At 28.7% G+C, this 20795-nt stretch carries 20 protein-coding genes; all 20 read right to left on the bottom strand.

What is annotated here, in order from left to right; all coding sequences use genetic code 11:
* The 20 genes from AC5SML_RS02800 to nuoH all read right to left on the bottom strand — a co-directional run bounded on the left by AC5SML_RS02800 (window position 1) and on the right by nuoH (window position 20795).
* Window positions 1-663, bottom strand: a complete 663-nt coding sequence (locus tag AC5SML_RS02800; RefSeq protein ID WP_494617547.1) for a phosphatidate cytidylyltransferase — start codon at window positions 661-663, stop codon at window positions 1-3.
* Window positions 663-1340, bottom strand: a complete 678-nt coding sequence (gene uppS / locus AC5SML_RS02795) for a polyprenyl diphosphate synthase (RefSeq protein ID WP_494617545.1) — start codon at window positions 1338-1340, stop codon at window positions 663-665. The genes AC5SML_RS02800 and uppS overlap by 1 nt, the downstream gene beginning before the upstream one ends.
* Window positions 1337-1888, bottom strand: coding sequence for a ribosome recycling factor (gene frr / locus AC5SML_RS02790; RefSeq protein ID WP_494617543.1), 552 nt, complete (start codon window positions 1886-1888; stop codon window positions 1337-1339). Before frr ends, uppS begins: the two co-directional genes overlap by 4 nt.
* Window positions 1889-2740, bottom strand: coding sequence for a translation elongation factor Ts (gene tsf, locus AC5SML_RS02785; RefSeq protein WP_006997013.1), 852 nt, complete (start codon window positions 2738-2740; stop codon window positions 1889-1891).
* A 1-nt stretch (window position 2741) separates the two neighbouring features.
* Complete coding sequence (rpsB, locus tag AC5SML_RS02780) at window positions 2742-3563, bottom strand: 30S ribosomal protein S2 (protein WP_006997014.1); 822 nt, start codon at window positions 3561-3563, stop codon at window positions 2742-2744.
* 129 nt (window positions 3564-3692) lie between these two features.
* Window positions 3693-7109 carry a DNA polymerase III subunit alpha gene (gene dnaE, locus AC5SML_RS02775; RefSeq protein ID WP_494617541.1) on the bottom strand — a complete coding sequence of 1139 codons (3417 nt, stop codon included), beginning with the start codon at window positions 7107-7109 and terminating at the stop codon, window positions 3693-3695.
* Window positions 7093-7779: an ABC transporter ATP-binding protein gene (locus AC5SML_RS02770; RefSeq protein ID WP_494617539.1), complete on the bottom strand. Its 687-nt coding sequence runs from the start codon at window positions 7777-7779 to the stop codon at window positions 7093-7095. Before AC5SML_RS02770 ends, dnaE begins: the two co-directional genes overlap by 17 nt.
* Window positions 7772-9004 carry an FtsX-like permease family protein gene (locus AC5SML_RS02765; RefSeq protein WP_494617537.1) on the bottom strand — a complete coding sequence of 411 codons (1233 nt, stop codon included), beginning with the start codon at window positions 9002-9004 and terminating at the stop codon, window positions 7772-7774. The genes AC5SML_RS02770 and AC5SML_RS02765 overlap by 8 nt, the downstream gene beginning before the upstream one ends.
* A complete protein-coding gene (gene proS, locus AC5SML_RS02760; RefSeq protein WP_494617535.1) occupies window positions 9001-10335 on the bottom strand; it encodes a proline--tRNA ligase in 1335 nt (444 codons plus the stop codon). Before proS ends, AC5SML_RS02765 begins: the two co-directional genes overlap by 4 nt.
* A 1-nt stretch (window position 10336) precedes the next feature.
* Entirely contained in the window at window positions 10337-10582 is a 246-nt protein-coding gene (locus AC5SML_RS02755; protein WP_011282023.1) for a DUF1467 family protein, read from the bottom strand.
* Entirely contained in the window at window positions 10583-12238 is a 1656-nt protein-coding gene (locus AC5SML_RS02750; RefSeq protein ID WP_494617533.1) for a ribonuclease J, read from the bottom strand. It abuts the gene before it with no gap.
* Window positions 12239-12240: 2 nt separating this feature from the next.
* Window positions 12241-12987 carry a type III pantothenate kinase gene (locus AC5SML_RS02745; RefSeq protein ID WP_006997021.1) on the bottom strand — a complete coding sequence of 249 codons (747 nt, stop codon included), beginning with the start codon at window positions 12985-12987 and terminating at the stop codon, window positions 12241-12243.
* A complete protein-coding gene (locus tag AC5SML_RS02740) occupies window positions 12984-13547 on the bottom strand; it encodes a biotin--[acetyl-CoA-carboxylase] ligase (RefSeq protein ID WP_494617532.1) in 564 nt (187 codons plus the stop codon). Before AC5SML_RS02740 ends, AC5SML_RS02745 begins: the two co-directional genes overlap by 4 nt.
* Window positions 13547-14962: an NADH-quinone oxidoreductase subunit NuoN gene (nuoN, locus tag AC5SML_RS02735; protein WP_494617531.1), complete on the bottom strand. Its 1416-nt coding sequence runs from the start codon at window positions 14960-14962 to the stop codon at window positions 13547-13549. Before nuoN ends, AC5SML_RS02740 begins: the two co-directional genes overlap by 1 nt.
* The gene (locus AC5SML_RS02730) at window positions 14962-16455 is read right to left on the bottom strand and encodes an NADH-quinone oxidoreductase subunit M (protein WP_011282019.1); all 1494 of its coding nucleotides are present in this window, start codon (window positions 16453-16455) and stop codon (window positions 14962-14964) included. Before AC5SML_RS02730 ends, nuoN begins: the two co-directional genes overlap by 1 nt.
* Complete coding sequence (nuoL, locus tag AC5SML_RS02725; protein ID WP_494617529.1) at window positions 16455-18368, bottom strand: NADH-quinone oxidoreductase subunit L; 1914 nt, start codon at window positions 18366-18368, stop codon at window positions 16455-16457. Before nuoL ends, AC5SML_RS02730 begins: the two co-directional genes overlap by 1 nt.
* A 1-nt stretch (window position 18369) precedes the next feature.
* Window positions 18370-18678: an NADH-quinone oxidoreductase subunit NuoK gene (gene nuoK, locus AC5SML_RS02720; RefSeq protein WP_026225064.1), complete on the bottom strand. Its 309-nt coding sequence runs from the start codon at window positions 18676-18678 to the stop codon at window positions 18370-18372.
* Window positions 18674-19306 (bottom strand): NADH-quinone oxidoreductase subunit J, encoded by a 633-nt coding sequence (locus AC5SML_RS02715; protein ID WP_006997027.1) that lies wholly within the window; start codon window positions 19304-19306, stop codon window positions 18674-18676. Before AC5SML_RS02715 ends, nuoK begins: the two co-directional genes overlap by 5 nt.
* 2 nt (window positions 19307-19308) lie before the next feature.
* A complete protein-coding gene (nuoI, locus tag AC5SML_RS02710) occupies window positions 19309-19794 on the bottom strand; it encodes an NADH-quinone oxidoreductase subunit NuoI (protein ID WP_006997028.1) in 486 nt (161 codons plus the stop codon).
* 2 nt (window positions 19795-19796) lie between these two features.
* On the bottom strand, window positions 19797-20795 hold the full coding sequence (gene nuoH, locus AC5SML_RS02705; protein WP_494617527.1) for an NADH-quinone oxidoreductase subunit NuoH: 999 nt from the start codon (window positions 20793-20795) through the stop codon (window positions 19797-19799).

The raw sequence follows: 20795 nt of genomic DNA, 5'->3' as shown, positions 1-20795 counted from the left end.
CTAAATAAATATAAACAAAAAAATCCCAAGTGGTATTGCAAAAATTATTCCATCTATTCTATCTAAAACTCCTCCATGGCCAGGCAGCAAATCACTCGTATCTTTAACTTTTGCTTTGCGCTTTAAAAGTGAAATAAATAGATCTCCTAATTGAGATGTTAGGGAAATAATGATTGTTATTAAAAAAAGATTTCCTATTGATTGATCAATTTGAACTTTATAAAAAAAGGGGATCAACAGCATGGAGAACATGAAAGAACCAATTGATCCAGAAATTGTTTTATTAGGGCTGATTTTAGTTAGTTTTTTTCCTTTAAATATTTTTCCACAAACAAGCCCTCCTATGTCTGACAATATTGCAATTAAAACAGAATATAAAAGGTAGATTTTAAGATTAGAATTCTCTGATTCTATAGTAAAAATTAAATAAACTAATCCTGATAAATAAATTAATGATAAAGCTTTATAAGAGAATCTAAAAAATTTATCCTTTAAAATATCTTTTTTAAAAATTTTTGATATTAATGCATAAAATTCAATCCATGAAATTATTGCTATAATAATTAAAGAAATTATCATTATATACGAGTAAAAAAACATTCCTATTAAAAGAGCAATAAGAAGTATTGAAGTTAAAATTCTTTTTTTTATATTTGAATTCATTAAATTGATCCGAAATTTCTTTTAATATTTTTAAATTTATTCATAATTTTATCAAAATCTTTACCTTTAAAATCAGGCCATAATTTTTTTTCAAAAAATATCTCTGTGTAAGATAGTTGCCAAAGTAAAAAATTGCTTAGTCTATTGGTATTTCCAGTTCTTATTAAAATATCAGGATTCGGTAGATGCTTTGTATACAAATTGTTATCTATATTTTTTTCATTTATTGTAATTTTTTTTCGTTTAATTTTTTTTACGGTATTAATTAATTCAATTTTCGAACCATAGTTTAAAGCAATATTAACTTGTAACGTTTTTTTATTAAAAGTTTTTTTTTCTGATAATTTAATTAATTTTTGAAGTTTTGTAGGTAATTTATTTAATTCACCAATAAACTTAAGCTTAATATCTTTTTCAATAATTTTACTAATCTTTTTTCGTAAAAAGTTTTCTAATAATTTAAATAAAAAAACAATTTCATTTTTGGGTCTTTTCCAATTTTCAGAAGAGAAGGTATAAAGAGTTAAAAACTTAATTTTATGGTTAATGCAATGATTAATGATTAAATCGACTGTGTTTAAACCAGCTCTATGACCTGCATTTCTTGATTGTTTATGCTTAACGCCCCATCTACCGTTTCCATCCATGATGATGGCAACATGTTTAATTGGGTTCATATGGTCATTATTTCTTTTTCTTTGACTTCAACTTTAGTATCTATGATTTTAATATGTTCGTCTGTAAATGATTGTACTAATTTTTCATTAATCTTTTCTTCATCTTCACTAATTATTTTTTCTTTAACTAGGTTTTTTAAATCATCATTGGCTTCTCTTCTAATATTTCTAATTGAGATTTTACACTTTTCACCCATAGATTTGATTAATTTTTTAATCTCAGTTCTTCGTTCTTCATTTAAGTCTGGTACAGGAAGTCTAATTAATTGACCATCAATTTGAGGATTTAAACCTAATTCTGATTTTTTAATTGCAGTATCAACAAGTGGCACATTATTAAGATCCCAAACTTGAATATTAATAGTTCTAGCATCTGGAGTTGTTATGCTTGATACTTGATTTAAAGGCATTGCTTGTCCATAAACATCAACCTTAACAAGATCTAACATCGAGGAATTTGCTCTGCCAGTTCTTAATGATGTTAACTCTTTCTGAAAAACCTCAATGGTTTTATCCATCTTCTGGCTATATGTTTTTTCATTAAACATTTATTCACCTATTTTAATTCTTAGAAAATTGTTAATCTTTAAATCGGGTATGTTTAGTTCTTTTATGATATCTTGAACTTTCTTTTTTGGTTCCATAACCCAGGCTTGTGTTAATAAGGCATTTTCTTCTTTAAATTTATTCATTTTACCTAAACTAATCTTTTGTGCAATATCCTCTGGTTTTCCTGAGTTTTTTAACTCTTCAGCAACAAGATCCTGTTCTTTTTGAAGAAGATCTTTATCAATTAAATCTGAACTTAGTGCCAAAGGATTTGAAGCTGCAATATGCATTGAAAGTTGTTTACCAAAAGCTTTAACATCTTCACTATCGTTTGAGGTCTCAAGTGAAGTTATGACTGATAATTTAGACAAATTATCTTTAACTACAGTATGCAAATAATTAAAGTTTTTAGAACCTGGTTGGCTAAATGTTTTAGCTTTACCAAGTGTTATCTTTTCTCCCATTTTTGCAATTAATGCAACAAGGCTATCTTCAACTGTTTCTCCATTTGCCATTTTTGATTTATTGAGTTTCTCTAAGTCAGATGAATTTTGATTATTCAGTTCACTTAATTCTTTTGCAAAGGATACGAAGTCATCATTTTTAGCAACAAAATCTGTTTCACAGTTAATTTCAATAATAGATATTTTATTTTCATCGCCTGAAGTTGCAATAACACCTTCTTTAGCATCTCTTGACATTTTTTTTGAAGCTTTAGAAATTCCTTTTACTCTTAAAATTTCAACAGCTTTATCTAGGTCGCCTCCAGATTCTTTGATTGCTAAATTACAATCTTTAAATCCAGCACCAGTTGCTTCACGTAATTGTTTTACTTTTTCTATATCACTCATGTTAATTTAGTTTTTCCTTATCTTTTTTTGAAAATTTAGCATCTAACTTCTCTCTATCAATCTCCTGAATAGTTTTTGATGAAGTTTCTTTTGTTTTTGTATCATCAACATCTGGTTTTTCTTCAGATTTAGATGGAGCAGCTTTTTTTGCATTTTCAATAGTTTCTTTTACTAAATTGCAATACAAATCAATCGCTCTTCTAGCATCATCGTTACCTGGAATTGGGTAATCAATACCATCAGGATTAGAATTGCTGTCAAGAATAGCACAGATTGGAATACCTAATTTAGAAGCTTCAGCAATAGCTAGAGATTCATAATTAGTATCAATAATAAAAACTAGATCGGGAACCTTTTTCATTTCTGCAATTCCACCTAATGCTCTTTCTAATTTATCTTTTTTAACACTCATCTTTAATAGTTCTTTTTTTGTAAAGCCTCTATTTTCAGCTACAAGATCAGCCTCATATTTTTTCATCTTTTTAATTGATCCTGAGATTGTTCCCCAGTTGGTTAGCATTCCACCTAACCATCTGTAGTTTACAAAGTATTGTCCAGTTTCTTTTGCAACTTCAGCAATAGCTTCTGATGCTTGTTTTTTTGTAGATACAAAAAGAATTTTGCCATTATTGGCTATCGTATTGTAAACTTTTTCCAAAGCTACATTGGTTAGTTCTAATGTTTGAGTTAAATCAATAATGTGAATTGAATCTCTTTTTCCAAAAATGTATTTTTTCATCTTTGGGTTCCATCTTAAGGTCTTATGACCTAAATGAACGCCTGCTTCTAATAGTTGTTGGATAGTTAGACTTGGTATTTTCATATTTATTCCCGGTTAAGCCACCACAGTAATTTCCATTTAAGGACCGGAGGTATAAAACCACAAACTGTGTGAGTGTTAATTTAATTTAAGAGTTATTTACAAATTATTTATAAAACAAACAAGTCTTTTTTAATGAATAGTTGTCGAAATATCTTTATTTCTGATAATATTGATAGATTTCCTGTCAATAAGACGCTTGTTTTTCAATTTAAAGCTAATTTCATTGTTTTTATCAGTTATATTAATTTTTACCTCAGTTGTCCCCTCTTCATTCACTAAATCAGATATTTTATCGATGTCTTTAATTGATTTAATATTAAATAAAATTTCGTTAACAGGCTTATTAAAAAGATCCTTGAGAGATGCAATTTTTTGAACATTTATTCTTTTAAATCTATTTTCATCGTTAGAAATGGTTTTGATCAAAGTTATGATTAAGGAGCTACCCTCCACTAAAGCCTCTCTATTAAGTTCTAAAATATCTGAAAAAATAAACAGCTCAAAAACGCTAGTTAAATCAGTGAACTTAATAACTCCGTATGAATTACCTTTTGCAGTTTTTCTTTCAGTGATTTTTAAAAGTGTAGCTGCAATATTTGCCTCTTTTATTGTATCATCCAAATTAAATTGTGCGTAATCAACAATTTTATAGTCATCAAAAATTTCTTTAAATTGATTTAAAGGATGGTCAGATATAAAAAAACCAATAGCTTCAAATTCTCTTGATAAACGATCCTCAAACTTCCAATCATCAATATTTAGAACTATTTCATTATCCTGTTCTTCATCTGAACCAAAAAGATCAATTTGATTTGCTGCTTTGTTTTCATAAATATTTTTTGTTTTTAAAATAAAATTTGGAATAGAATTAAATAAGGCTTGTCGATTGTTATCTATATTATCAAAAGCTCCTGCTTTAACCAGACCTTCTAATTGAAGTTTATTTATATCTTTAGGATTAACTCTATTTAAAAAATCATTTATAGATTTAAAATCTCCATTTTCATTTCTTTCTTTAACAACATTTGATATTGCTTCATAGCCAACACTTTTAATTCCACCAAGTGCATAATAAAAATTATTGTCATCAAATTGAAAATCTGCAAAGCACTTATTAATATCAGGTCGTATAACTTTAATATTAATTCTTTTTAGTTCTTCATGGAATTCACCCAATTTATTTTGATTTGAAATATCCATTGTCATAGATGCTGCAAAAAACTCTTTAGGATAATAGGTTTTTAAAAAAGCTGTTTGATAGGAAATTATAGCATAAGCAGCAGCATGACTTTTGTTAAATCCATATTCGGCAAATGGTTCAATTTTTAAAAAAATACTTGCTGCAACATCTTTGCTAATTCCATTTTTCAAAGCACCAGCAATAAATCCCAGTTTCTGCTTTTCTAATTCGGCTCTTTTTTTTTTACCCATAGCTCTTCTTAAAATATCTGCCTCACCAGCAGTAAAACCAGAGAGTTTTTGTGCTATTTGCATCACTTGTTCTTGATAAATAATAACTCCATAAGTAGGTTTTAAAATATCTTCAAGTAGTGGATGTAAGTAATCAGGTGTTTGTCTTCCGTGTTTACAGTCATTGTAAATTGGTATGTTGTTCATAGGTCCTGGACGATAAAGAGCAACAAGAGCAATAATATCTTCAATATGGTTAGGTTTCATTTGCAACAATGCTTCGCGCATACCAGCACTTTCAACTTGAAATAATCCAACAGTGTTACCAGAAGATAAAAGTTCAAAAACTTTTTGATCATCAAAATCAATATCTTCAATTTTGAAATCTTTAACTTTTTTATTAATCAATTTTTGTGTTCTATTAATAACTGTTAAAGTTTTTAATCCTAAAAAATCAAACTTGATTAAGCCAGCATTTTCTGCTGAATACATGTCAAATTGTGTTGATGGTAACAGCAAGTCTGCTGCAGCATCTTTGTATAAAGGTACAACTTCAGTTAATTTTCTATCAGCTATTACAACGCCTGCTGCATGAGTTGCTACATTTCTATTTAAACCTTCTAATTTTAAAGAAAGATCAGTTAATTTTTTTACACGTGGGTCTTCATTAACTAATTTTTGAAGTCGTGGTTCACTATTAATACACTCAGTTAGACTTTGAGGTCTAGAGGGATCAAAAGGGATCATTTTTGAAATACTGTCAACAAAACCATATGGTAGACCTAATACTCTACCAACATCTCTAATAACCATTCTTGCTTTTAATTTTCCAAATGTAATTATATGAGCAACACTATCTTTATATTTTGTAGTTAAATATTTAAAAACAAGATCTCTTTTTTCCTCACAAAAATCTATATCAAAGTCAGGCATTGATACTCGATCAGGGTTTAAAAATCTTTCAAATATTAAATTAAATTTAATCGGATCAACATCCGTAATGGATAAACACCAAGCAACCAGTGAGCCAGCACCAGAACCTCTACCAGGTCCTACTGGAATATCGTTATTTTTAGCCCATTTAATATAATCAGATACAATCAAAAAATAACTTGGATATTTCATTTCGATTATGATTTTTAACTCATGATCTAGTCTGTCTTTGTATTTCAAGAATTTATCATCTGTTTTTAAATTATTTTCTTCAATTTTAAAAACTTTCTGAAATTTTTCTTTTAATCCGTCTAGCGAATCTTTTTTAAGTATTTCATCAGCACTACCTCCTTTTTCAGAACTAATATTTGGAAGTACAGGTTTTGAAAACTGTGGTCTAAAATTACATTTAAATGGTAAATTGAAGTTATTTTCTAAAGCTTCAGGAAGATCTGAAAATAGCTTTGACATTTCTTCATTAGATTTAAAATAATGCTGGTTGCTATATTTAATTCTATTTTTTTCATTAACATAAGTTTTAGAACCAATGCACGTTAAAGCATCATGAGCTTCGTGCATGTCAGGTGTTAAGTAATAAACTTCATTTGTAGCTATAATTGGTATTTGAATTTTTAAAGATTGTTCTAAATTGAATTTTTCAAAAGCAATTTCGTTTTGATCACCATGTCTTTGGATTTCTAGGTAAAAATTATCATTAAATTTTGATGATAAGCTTCTATATAGTTTTGATATTTCATCTAAACGACCTTTTTCAAATAGTTTACCAAATAAACCTTGAATAGTCCCGGAAAGTAAGGACACGCCCTCAGTGTCTATTAAAAGTTCTTTTACATCTAAATGAGGGTCAGATAATGCATCATTTTCAAGGTAAGACCTTGAGGAAAGTTCAATAATTCTCTTATATCCATTTTCGTTAAGAGCTATTAGGGGTAATAGCCCTGTTGTATCTTCAAATTTAAAATAGATTTGAGTGCCAATAATTGGCTGTGTACCAACCTTAGAAATATTTTCAGCAAACTCTAATGCACCACATAAATTAGATGTGTCTGAAATACCTAAGCAAGGTATTTTTTTTTCTTTACAAAAATCTTTTAAGTTATCAATTTTGATAGCACCTTCACAAATTGAATACTGTGTATGAATTTTTAAGTGATTAAAATTTTGATTATTTAATTCTGGCATTGATAGCTTTTATATTACCATCAATCATTTCTAATTTGCAATCAGCCATATTAGCAAAAAATCTATTGTGAGTTGCATAAATTATTAATCTATTTTTATTTTTTAATTTATATAAAATATTAAAAACCTCTTTAGCAGTAGTATGATCTAAGCTGCCAGTAGGCTCGTCTGCTAATATAATTTCAGGTTCATTAATTAGTGCTCTAGCCATTGCAATTCTTTGCATTTCACCTCCTGATAGTTCAGATGGAAAATGAGCTTCACGTGATGAAAGACCCATTGTTTTTATAATTTCTTTTGCTCTTTCAATTGAATTTTTTTTATCATTTGTTAAAGCTAAACCAGCTAAATAAACATTCTCTAATGCAGTAAAATCTGGAAGTAAATTATTTTGTTGATAGATAATACCAATTTTACTTGATCTAATTTTATCATTTTTCGCATTTTCATTAAAGTTTACTGGTGTTTTATTAATTATCAATGAACCAGTGGTAGGTTTATCTATTAGTGACAAAACATTTAATAATGTAGACTTTCCAGATCCAGATGGACCAACTAGAGAATAAATCTTACCTTTTGTAAAAGAATAATTAATTTTTTTTAAAACATTTATTTTTTTATTGTTAGAAAAAGATTTAGATATGTTCTTTAATGATATCAAATTATTCATACTTAAGTCCTTTAACAGGGTCTAATTTTGAAGCTTTTATTGCTGGAAAAATTGAAACGATAATAGTTATAAAAATTGAACAAAGAGAAATTATAAAAATTGAAGTTGGGTTTATTTCAGAGGGCATTGTGCTCAAAAAATAAATCTCTTCAGGAAATAAGCTAATATTAAATGTATTACTTAAGAATTCTCTCAGGTTTTCAATGTATAGAGAAAATATTACACCTAAAAAGATTCCAAAAAGTGTTGCTGTAGTTCCAATAATAACACCAACAAGGAAAAATATCTTAACAATAGACTTGTTCATGACACCAATCGACTTGAGTATAGCTATATCTCTTGTCTTATTTTTAACTAAAATTGTAAGACCCGAAATAATGTTAAAAGCAGCTACTATAATAATCAAAGATAAGATTATAAACATTACATTTCTTTCAACCTTTAATGCAGAAAACAATGAGCTATTCATATCAGCCCAACTATATACAAATTCATTTTTGAATATTTCTTGAATTTTATTTTTTGCTTCTTCAATATTTGATGGTTTGTTCAAATAAATTTCTAGGTTACGGTCTTCTTTTTTAAAACTAAAAAAGTTTTCCAATGTTTCTAAATTTATAAAAGCAATATTTGCATCAAAATCCGCTAAACCACTATCAAAGATAGATCTAATAATAAAAGTTTCTTGCCGGGGTAGACTTCCTATTATTGTTTCAATGCCTACTGGAGACATTATTGATACTTTATCTCCTACACTAAGATCTAAATTAAAACTTAATTCTTTACCTATTGATATCGAATTCTTTGTTAATTGGTTTGATTTACCAATTAAGTTTCCTTTTTTTACAACATCAAGTTTTAGAAAGTTTTCTCTACTATAACCTCTTAAAATTAAACCTTTAGTGTAGTTTTTACTAATAACAATTGCTTCACCAGAATTACTAAGTATTAATTCTTTTGAAATTAATTTTAGATTTTCACTATTTAGTTTTTCTAAATTAATAGAAGTTTCATATGGCTTAACAGTGACATGAGCATTAAATCCTACAATCTTACTAATTAACTCACTTCTAAAGCCATTCATAACAGACATCACAATAATAAGTACTGCAACACCAAGGCTAATTCCAATAAATGAAAAAATGGATATTATATTTAAAAAACCGTCTTTTTTTCTGGTTTTTAAATATCTAAGTGTAATTTCTTTTTCTAATGCAGAAATCAATTTTTTAATTTTTGTTCAGTTAAAATTTGAGTTATTTGATCTAGTGTTAAACTTTTAGGATCCTTTCTAATCTCTTTAAACTCTAGTAAATTATCTTGTGAATTTTTTCCTAAAATTATTTGATAAGGCACACCTATCAAATTAAATTTTTTAATTTTAGATGAAAGATTTTCATCCATATCATCAATAATTGTATCAATATTTTTACTTTCAAAATGTTTAAAAAGTTTATTCGCTTTATCTAATGCCGATGTATCATTTTTGTTAATCATAGGTATTATTGCAAGTTCGTATGGTGCTACAGAAAATGGCCATTTCATTATTTCATCTTTTTGATCATATTTAGCTTCTATAATTGCTCCAACTAGCCTTGATACACCAATTCCATAAGATCCCATTTTAACAAAATCTTTTTTGCCACCTGGGAGATCTACAGCTGCATTTAAAGCTTTTGAATATTTATCTCCAAAATAAAAAATGTGACCTACCTCTATACCTTTTGTAATTAACCTATTTTCTTCTGACACCTTTTCTTCAAATTCATTTTTATTAAATTTTTCATCAGCTACAGCGTAATATTGTTCATATTTTTTTCTTAAGTCTTGTAAGGATTGTCTATCCAATACAGTTCCTTCACTACCTAAATCAAAAACTCTTTTATCTGTAAAAATTTTACTTTCTCCTGTATCTGCTAAAATAATAAATTCATGAGATAAATTTCCACCAATTGGTCCCGTATCAGCTGCCATTGGTATTGCTGAAAGTTCTAATCTTTTAAATGTTTTTAAATATGAGAAAAAGAATTTATTATACGAGAATGTTGCATCTTCGTCATTAACGTCAAACGAATATGCATCCTTCATATAAAACTCCCTACCTCTCATTATTCCAAATCTTGGTCTAACTTCATCTCTAAATTTCCATTGTATATGATATAATAATTGAGGAAGTGATTTATAAGATTTTACACTTGATCTAAATATATCAGTAACTAACTCTTCATTGGTTGGTCCATAAAGCATTTCTCTACCTTGACGGTCTTTAATACGAAGCATTTCATCACCATAATCGTCATAACGACCACTTTCTTTCCAAATATCACTGGGCTGTATAGTTGGCATAAGTATTTCTTGGGCACCAATTTTATTTTGTTCTTCTCTTACTATTTGTTCAATTTTTTTCATCACCTTAAAACCTAAAGGTAGCCATGAATAAATACCTGCTGAGGATTGTTTAATCATACCAACCCTTAGCATTAACTGATGTGATTTAATTTTTGCTTCTGATGGGTTATTTTTTAATATTGGAATGAATGACTTTGAAATGTACATTTTAATTAATTATATATCTTAAATTTAAATATTCATATTTTATCAATAAATAAATTATCACGAAAATAACTGTTGTTATACCAGTACAATAAATGAATTTTTTTAGCATCTTAGGATTTTCAGGAGAACCTGCGTCTTCACCATCAATTTTGATAGATTTTTGTCTATTTACATCAATTGGAAGGATTGTAAAAAAAACTATCCACCAAATTATTATATAAATTATAGCAAGACCTGTTGCACTCATTTAAATTCTTACTAGGTTGATATTGATAAATGGTCTTTTACCAGTGAAATCTTTAGCACATTTTCTACATGTTATTTTTAAAGCATCAATTAAATTAAATTCTTGCTTTTTACTTTTTATAGAAAAAGTTCTAGTTGTTTTTTCAATTGCTTCTTCTAATTCGTATATAAACTCATCAACATCATAAACAGGCAGTCCTCTAAAAGTTAACACGGGTCTTTTGTGGATATTACCTTTTGCAGTAATTAAAATAGTAACCTCCATATATCCATTTGCACTAATGTTTTTTCTATCTTTGATTGATTGAGCATCTTCTTCTACACTCATATTACCATCCAAATAAAGTCTACCACTTGGTGCTTTATCAAAAACATGTGGTTTACCAGGTGCTAATTTTACAATATCTCCATTTTCAACTTGAACAGGATGTGGAACTTTCATTTCTTTAGCAAACTTGATATGTTCAATCATATGTCTGTGTTCACCATGAACAGGAACTGCGCACTGAGGTTTTACCCAATCGTACATCTCTCTAAGATCATCTCTATTGGGGTGTCCAGAAACATGAACAAATTCACTTTCTTCTGAAATAACTTCAACACCATCTTTAACTAGTTGATTTTGTAATTTATACAATTTTTTCTCATTACCTGGAATAATTTTTGAAGAAAAAATAACAGCATCATCTTTTTCAATGAATACATCTGGGTGAGTATTACTAGAAATTCTCATTAGTGCTGCCATAGGTTCCCCTTGGCTACCTGTACAAAGATAAACTATTTTTTCTCTAGCAATTTTTTTGGCATCACGCGCATCGATAGGTTCTATAACATTTTTTAAATAACCACATTGTCTTGCTGCTTTAAATATTCTATGCATGGACCTTCCTACTAAAGATATTTGTCTACCAGTTTTTTCTGCACAATAAAAAGCTGTTTCCATACGTGCAACATTTGATGCAAAAGAAGCCATAACAATTCTTTTTTTAAGGCTACCCATGATATTTAATAAGCTTTTTCTAACATCTAACTCTGAACCAGCTTTACCCATGCTAAATACATTTGTTGAATCACAAATCATAGCAAGCACACCCTCATTACCAATTTCTTTAAGTCTATCTGAATTGATCTTTTCACCAATAAGTGGCTCAGGATCAATCTTCCAATCACCAGTATGCAATATTACACCTGCTGGAGTTTCAATTCTAAGACCATTAGGCTCAAGGATTGAGTGAGTTAGAGTTATATATTCTATTTTAAATGGATCTAAATTTACTATTCCATTTAATTGAACTATTTTGAGAAACTTGGTTACATCTATATTTTTTTCTTTAAATTTTTCTTTTATTAAAACCGCAGTAAATGGAGTTGCAAAGATTTTACATTTAAGTTGAGGCCAAAGATGTGCGATCGCACCAATATGATCTTCATGTGCATGAGTTAAAATAATTCCTAAAAGGTCATCCTTTTTATCAACAATAAATCCAGGATCTGGGTAAATAAGATCAATACCGGGTAAAGTATCATCAGCAAATGTAACCCCAATATCAACCATGATCCATTTATGCTCACCAGGTTTACCGAAGGCAAATAGGTTCATATTCATGCCAATTTCTCCGGACCCTCCTAAAGGGCAAAATAATAATTCATCTTTCATATTTATTTAATTAAAGTAGTGGCTCTGATTAGGCCTTTAATTGTTATGTCTTTATTTAATGTAACTTTCGTTTTTATTGAATTTTTGAATAAACCAGAAAATCCTCCAGTAATAATAATTTTAAAGGACATCTTAGTCTCTTTCTTAATTAAATTAACAATATTGTCAATTAAACCCTCATATCCCCAAAAAAAACCTGCTCTAACAGCACTAATAGTGTTTAAACCAATTACTCTATTTGTTTTTTTTAAATTGATCTTTGGAATTTGTGATGCTTTATCGGTTAATGTATCCAATGAGAGTTTAACACCAGGTGCTATAACGCCACCATGATAAGTATTTTTAATCAAAACATCAAATGTGGTTGCAGTTCCAAAGTCTAAAATTATAAAATTATCCTTATTATTAATGATGCTAATTGCATTTGCTAATCTATCTGAACCAATTTGTTTATAATTAACTTTAATCTTAATCAATTTATTTAAATTAAGTTTTTTTAGTTCGTGACACTTAATTTTATAAACTTTTTTAAAAAAGATTTTAACTGCATTAAATTTTTTTGGTACGACGCTGCAAAATAAACATTTATTAATTGATTTATTTTTTAAATTTAGGCCAAGTAAAGATTTATTAAGTGAGGAGTGATTTATTTTTTTTGTTAACAAAATAACACGTTTAATGATAATATTTTTAGAGTTTACTAAACAAATTTTAGTTTCAGTATTTCCTATATCGCCAACAATAATCATTTTAAATTTCTATCTAAGTTTTTTATATTAAATTTAGGAAACATTGGAATAAAAGTTTCATAAATTCTTTTTAACCTTAAAGCAGCATAATTAGGGGTAATTTTGATACCAGTTAAGTCAAACAAATTTGTAGTTAAATAGTTTTTTATAGTTGGACTCTTAGTCAAATTTATACCCACTCCAACAACAATAAATTTTTCACCAGATTTGGTTAATATTTCTTGTAAAATACCTGAAATTTTCATTCTATTTATTAATAAATCATTTGGTTTTTTAATTGTAATTTTACCATTATAAAATTTTGATAATAATTTTTTAACTAAAAGACAGTTAACTTTTGTTAAATCTTTCAATGATAATTGGACTTTGTTAATTTTAAAAAAAATACTAACAAATAAATTTCCTTTAAAAGAAGTCCATTTTTTTCCATATTGACCCCTTCCCTTTTTTTGCTTTTCAGCAATTATAATTCCAGATTTATTATTGGTTTTATTAATTATTTGTATGGCTAGATCGTTAGTACTATTTACAGTTTTAAAATTAAACTTTTTTAATTTCATTAAATAATATTAATTCTAGATACAATTTCCACTAATTTGCTTGGAAAAATAAAATATAAGAGAATTAATAATGTTGAAAAAGTCAGGGATCCTTTTAGCCAAATATTATGATCTGTGTCATAACTTTCTTTTTCTTTATCAAAGTAAATAACTTTAATTATTTTGAGATAATAAAATGCAGCTATTACCGTTGATAAAAGACCTACAATAGCCAAGAAGTACATTGACTGCTCAATGACAGCTTTAAAAATATAAAATTTTGCAAAAAAACCAGCTAGTGGAGGAATCCCTGCTAATGAAAAAAGAATAGCTAGTAATGATAATGATAAAATTGGATGATTTTTTGATAGCCCTGATAAATCATCAATGGTTTCATAGTACGCATCATTTCTCTTTAACATCAATAGGCAACTAAAAAAGGCAAGATTCATAATCAAGTATATCGACATATATACAATGGAGCTTTGAATGCCTTCGTTTGAACCTGTAGACAAACCAGCTAGAGCATAACCCATATGACCAATTGAACTATATGCAATCAACCTTTTAAGATTATTTTGACCAATTGCAGCAATAGCACCAAAGATCATAGAGGCGATTGATAAAAATATTAATATAGGTTGCCATTGATCGATCATATTAACAAAAGGTATATATAAAAATCTTATAAATACCGTAAGAGCTGCAACTTTTGGTACAATTGCAAAGAATAATGTGACAGCAGTTGGAGAGCCTTCATACACATCTGGTGCCCACATATGGAATGGTACAGCTGATATCTTAAATGCCAAACCAACAAGTATAAAAACAATTCCAAATGTTAAACCATAATGAGATGAATTCATTAAATCACCAATAACATTAAAATTAGTTGATCCAGAAAACCCATAAACCAAAGAACATCCATACAACAATAATCCTGATGATAAAGCACTCAAAACAAAATATTTTAGTCCAGACTCTGAAGACTTTAATTGATCTCGATTAAATGATGCTAACACATATAAAGCTAAAGATTGCAACTCAAGACCTATATAAAAAACCATAAGATCATTTGAACTGATCATTACCATCATGCCTAAAATTGAAGAAAGAATTAAAACTGGATATTCTATTAAAAAAATCTTAAATATTTTGAGATATCTTGTTGAAATTGATAAAACAAATGCACCTCCTAAAATAGTGAGTATTTTCATAAATGATGAAAGATTATCCACAACGTAACCATCATTAAATAGTGAAATATTTTGATCTAACGGATTATTAAAAATTAAAATACCCGTAATAAGTAAAGATCCTACTGCAAGATTATGAACAATATTTGAGCTATTCTTTTTATAAACTCCAAGAAGCAATAAAAACATTATAGACAAAGAGATAAATATTTCAGGTAGTATAAAATTTAAATTATCCATTAATTTTGTATCTCTGTTATATTCATATTTAAGTTAAAATTGTACATCTCTATTAAATCTTTTACAGAAATTTCAATCGTGTTAATAAGAGGTTCTGGATAAAATCCAAAAAATAAAACTGGTATTGCTAAACACCACAAAATAAATTTTTCTGAATTATTAAGGTCAGGCATTTTTAAAAGTTCTTTATTTTTAATTTCTCCAAATACAACTCTTCTATATAGCCACAACATATATGCGGCGCCAAAAATAACACCTAAACTAGCTATAACTGCTACTAAGAAATTATCTTTAAATGCCCCCATTAGTATTAAAAATTCACCTATAAAACCACTAGTACCGGGTAAGCCTAATGCAGCTAAAGTGAAAAGCATAAATAATATAGAATATTTAGGCATAACCGAAACTAAGCCACCGTAAGTTGCTATTAATCTGGAGTGCATACGATCATAAACAACTCCAACACATAAAAACAATGCTGCTGAAACCAAACCATGACTTATCATTTGAACTATACTTCCTTCAATACCTTGTTGGGTAATTGTAAAAATACCTAATGTAACAAATCCCATGTGTGCAACTGAAGAATACGCTATTAACTTTTTCATGTCTTCTTGCATCAGCGCAACAAGAGATGTGTATACAATAGCAATCAAACTCAAGGCATAAACTAGAGGCGTAAATAAATCAGAAGCTACTGGGAAAAGTCCTAAAGAAAACCTAATAAACCCATAGCCAGCCATTTTAAGTAATATAGCTGCAAGCAAAACAGAGCCAGCAGTAGGCGCTTCAACGTGAGCATCTGGCAACCAAGTGTGTACAGGCCACATTGGAGTTTTGACAGCAAAAGAACTAAAGAAAGCTAACCATAATAAATTTTGATATTTAGTGTCTATACCAAGTTCATAAAGCTGAGTTATATCTGTGGTTCCTGATATCCAGTAGATCGAAATTATAGCAATTAGCATTAAAACAGAACCAAGCAATGTATATAAGAAAAATTTAAATGCTGAATATACTCTTCTTGCTCCACCCCATATTCCAATTATTAAAAACATAGGTATTAATCCAGCTTCAAAAAATAAATAAAATATAACAAGATCAAGAGAGCAAAAAACACCAATCATTAAACTTTCCATTACTAAGATAGCAATCAGGAAATCTCTAAGTCTGTCTTTAACAGTATTGTTAACTGAGATTATACAAAGTGGTGTTATTAGCGCAGTTAAAACTATAAATAAGATTGATATTCCATCAATACCTATCTTATAATTAATAATTCCCTTTAACCATTCTCTATCTTCAACAAACTGAAAATCAGAAGTGGTTGGGTCAAACTGATACCAAAGGTATAAAGAAATTAAAAAGTTAACAAACGATGTAAATAAAGCAACATATTTACCTGTATTAGAATTCTTATCTTTAGAAAATAATAAAAACAAAGAACCCACTACAGGAAGTAAAATTAAAGATGATAAAATTGGAAAATTCATTAATTCAAAATTAAAAATGTTAATAACGCAGAAAATCCTAATAATATCATAAATGCATATTGATAGATAAATCCACTTTGAAATTTACTTGCTTTTAAAGATAATCTATTAATCAATGAAGAAACTCCATCTGGTCCAAATTTATCAATAATTTTAACATCAACCACCTTCCAAAAAAATATTCCTAATTTTTTTGAAAATTTAATAAACAAAACATCATAAAGTTCATCGAAATACCATTTGTTTATTAAAAAGTTATGTAATGGTTTATTGGATTGAGCCATTCGATTTGGAATATCTTTATCTTTAACAAATAAATAATAAGCAATTGGAATGGAGGTCAATACAAGTGCTGGAGTAGTTAAAAGAAACCATAAAGGAGGGTGTTCTGTACTTAATGGATTTAAAAATTTAATTGAATCTCCCCAAAAACTATTTCCACTACTATTGCCAATGAACAAATCCTTAAATAAAAAACCAGCAAAAATAGCTCCAATAGCAAGTATAAATAAAGGTAAAAGCATTACTAATGGGGATTCGTGCATTTCGTTAATATTAATTTTTTTATTATTATAATCTCCATGAAACGTTTTAAAAATTAATCTCCAAGAATAAATTGATGTTAAAACAGCAGTCAAAATTCCTACACCTGCCGCATAATATCCTGTTGTATTTCCTTTAAGATACGCAAATTCTATAATTGCATCTTTTGAATAAAAACCAGATAAGAATGGAAAACCAGTAAGAGCTAATGTTCCAATAATCATAAATATATAGGTATATGGAAGTTTTTTATAAACACCTCCCATCTGATTAATATCTTGCTCATCTTTAAATGAGTGAATTACAGATCCAGAACCTAAAAAAAGTAAAGCTTTGAAAAAGGCATGAGTAAATAAGTGAAACATAGCAACATTATAAGCACCTACTCCTGCCGCAAAAAACATATAACCAAGCTGACTACAAGTTGAGTATGCAATTATTTTTTTTATATCAGTTTGCACTAAAGCTACAGTTGCAGCAAAAAAAGCTGTAGTCATTCCAACAACAGTAATTATATTTAGTGTAAGAGGTGAGTATTCAAAAATTGGAGAACATCTTACAACTAAAAAAACACCAGCTGTAACCATGGTAGCCGCATGAATTAAAGCTGAAACTGGTGTGGGGCCTTCCATGGCATCTGGCAACCAAGTGTGTAAGAAAATTTGTGCTGATTTACCCATTGCACCTATGAATAAAAGAATACAAATTAAATCAATTGCTCCAACATTCATTCCTAAAAATAAAAGTTTTTTTTCAACAATTTGTGGAATTTGATTAAAAACTTCTACATAGTTTACAGTACCAAATAAATAAAAGATTAAAAAAATTCCTAAAGCAAAGCCAAAATCACCTACTCTATTTACCACAAAGGCTTTTATTGCAGCTGCATTTGCTGTTTCTTTTTTAAACCAAAAACCAATCAAGAAATATGAACAAAGCCCTACACCCTCCCATCCAAAAAATAGCTGAAGAAAATTATCAGAGGTAACCAATGTTAGCATTGAAAAAGTGAAAAGTGACAAATAAGCCATGAATCTTGGCTTATGCGGATCATGAGACATATAACCAATTGAGTAAATATGCACTAAAGCTGAAACTAAAGTTACAACAACAAGCATTACAGATGATAAAGCATCAACTTTAATAGACCAATTAACATCTAAAGTTCCAGAGTTAATCCAAGTTGCTACAACTACATTACTTTCATATCCGTTAACAATTACTTGATAGAATAATATAATTGAAAGTAACGCTGAAATTGACACAAAAAGACTAGTTATAATTTCTGAATTCCTATCACCTAAATATTTACCAAAAAAACCTGAAGTTATTGAGGCTAATAATGGAAGAAATATTAAAGCTAATTCCATATTATCCTTTTAAACTGTCAATTTTCTCAACATCAATTGTTGATGAGTTTCTATAATAGACAACAATAATTGCTAAACCTATTGCCGCCTCTGCCGCTGCAACAGTTAATATAAAAAGAGTGAATATTTGACCAGAAATATCGTTTAAAAATATTGAAAATGAAACTAAATTAATATTTACAGCTAATAAAATAAGCTCAATACTCATTAAAATTACTATAATATTTTTTCTATTTAAAAATAATCCGACTATGCCGATAGTAAAAATTATTGCAGCCAATGTAAGATAGTGACCTAAACCTATACTAATCATCAGATTTAACTCCTTTATTGTTCTCAACATCAATTAATTCAACACCATCTGATCTTTCACGAGATATTTGACTAAAATAACTTTGTCTTTTAACTCCAGATCTTTGTCTAAATGTAAGAACAATAGCACCTATCATTGCAACTAATAAAATCATTCCACTTAACTGAAAAACATGAATGTAATCTGTATATAGAACGTAACCAATTGAATGAGTATTGGTTATATTTTTATCTATTGTTAAAGACATTGCCGAGACAAGATCAGGTTTATATTTCCATCCACCAATTACGATTATTAATTCGAAAAATATTATAACACTTACTATTAGTCCAATAGGTATATGTTTTGAACTTTCCTGTGCACTAAACCACTGATTTTTTTGTTGAGCTACATTTAACATCATAACTACAAATAAAAATAAAACAGCAACCGCACCTACATAAACAATCAACATGATCATTCCCAAAAATTCAGCGCCGATCATTATAAATAGGCATGAAATGCTTATGAAATCTAAAATTAAAAAGAAAACAGAATGAACGGTGTTTTTAGATACCGTTACCATTATAGCAGAAACAATTGCTATAAAAGAAAACGTATAAAAAAATATTGCGTGCGCTAACATAATTATCTGTGAGAGTTATCAGCTTTAATATTGGCTGCTAAAACATTTTCCCATCTATCTCCATTATCGAGTAATTTTTCTTTATTATAATAAAGCTCTTCTCTTGTTTCAGTTGAAAATTCAAAATTAGGCCCCTGTACAATAGCATCAACTGGACAAGACTCTTCACAAAGACCACAATAAATACATTTCATCATATCAATATCATATCTAGTAGTTTTTCTGCTACCATCAGCTCTTTCAGAGGATTCAATTGTGATTGCTTGAGCTGGACACACAGCTTCACACAACTTACATGCAATACATCTTTCTTCACCGTTAGGATATCTTCTTAAAGCATGTTCACCTCTAAATCTTGGGCTTATTTTTCCTTTTTCAAAAGGGTAATTTATTGTTTTTTTAGATTTAAATATTTCTTTGATAGCAATATTTAAGCCGCCTAAAAAATCTAATAAAAAAATTGTTTTAAATATTCTTGAAATTTTCATAATTAATTAATCGGTAATAAGTTGAAGTAAAACAAATAGCTAGCTGTTAGAACTACCCATGTTAATGATAATGGTAAAAATAACTTCCATCCTAGTCTCATTAATTGATCGTATCTATATCTTGGAACAATAGCTTTAACCAAGGCAAACAAAACAAATAAGAATAATATTTTAAAAATCATCCAAATTGCGCCTGGAATTAAGTTAAATGGATAAAGATCAATGGGCGATAGCCACCCACCTAAAAAAAGTATTGACCCCATAGCGCACATCAAAAGAATATTTGCATATTCTCCAAGCCAAAACATTGCATACATCATGCCTGAATATTCAGTTTGATAACCCGCAACAAGTTCTGCTTCTGCTTCAGGCAAATCAAATGGCGGTCTGTTTGTCTCCGCTAATGCAGAAATAAAGAAAATCACAAACATTGGAAATAATGGAATTATAAACCATAAATTTTCTTGAGCCATAATTATATCGTTCAAATTTAAAGAACCAACACAAAGCAAAACATTTATAATAATAACTCCAATTGATACTTCGTAGGAAACCATTTGTGCAGCAGATCTAATAGCGCCTAAAAAAGGATATTTTGAATTTGAAGCCCAACCACCCATAATAATTCCATAAACACCCAAAGAAGAAACAGCGAATAGATAAAGGACACCTACATTAATATCAGCCAATACTTGAGTTGCACTGAATGGAATAACAGCCCACGAAACTAAGGCCAAAGTCATAGTTACAATTGGTGCTAGTATAAAGATTACTTTATTTGAACTTGAAGGAATTATAACTTCTTTAAAAATATATTTTAATGCATCAGCTAATGATTGAAGCAAACCAAAAGGTCCAACAACATTAGGTCCTTGCCTTTTTTGTACAAAGGCCCAAATACGTCGGTCAAGCCACACAATCATAGCCACAGAAACTAAAACAGGAACTAATAAAAATAATATTTTGTAAGTTTGTAAAAAAATAATATTAAGATATTCCAT

It is taken from the genome of Candidatus Pelagibacter sp. PS_17 (assembly GCF_059417945.1).
Note: the sequence above shows the minus strand (reverse complement) of the source record. Positions and strands in the feature narration are given on the sequence as shown.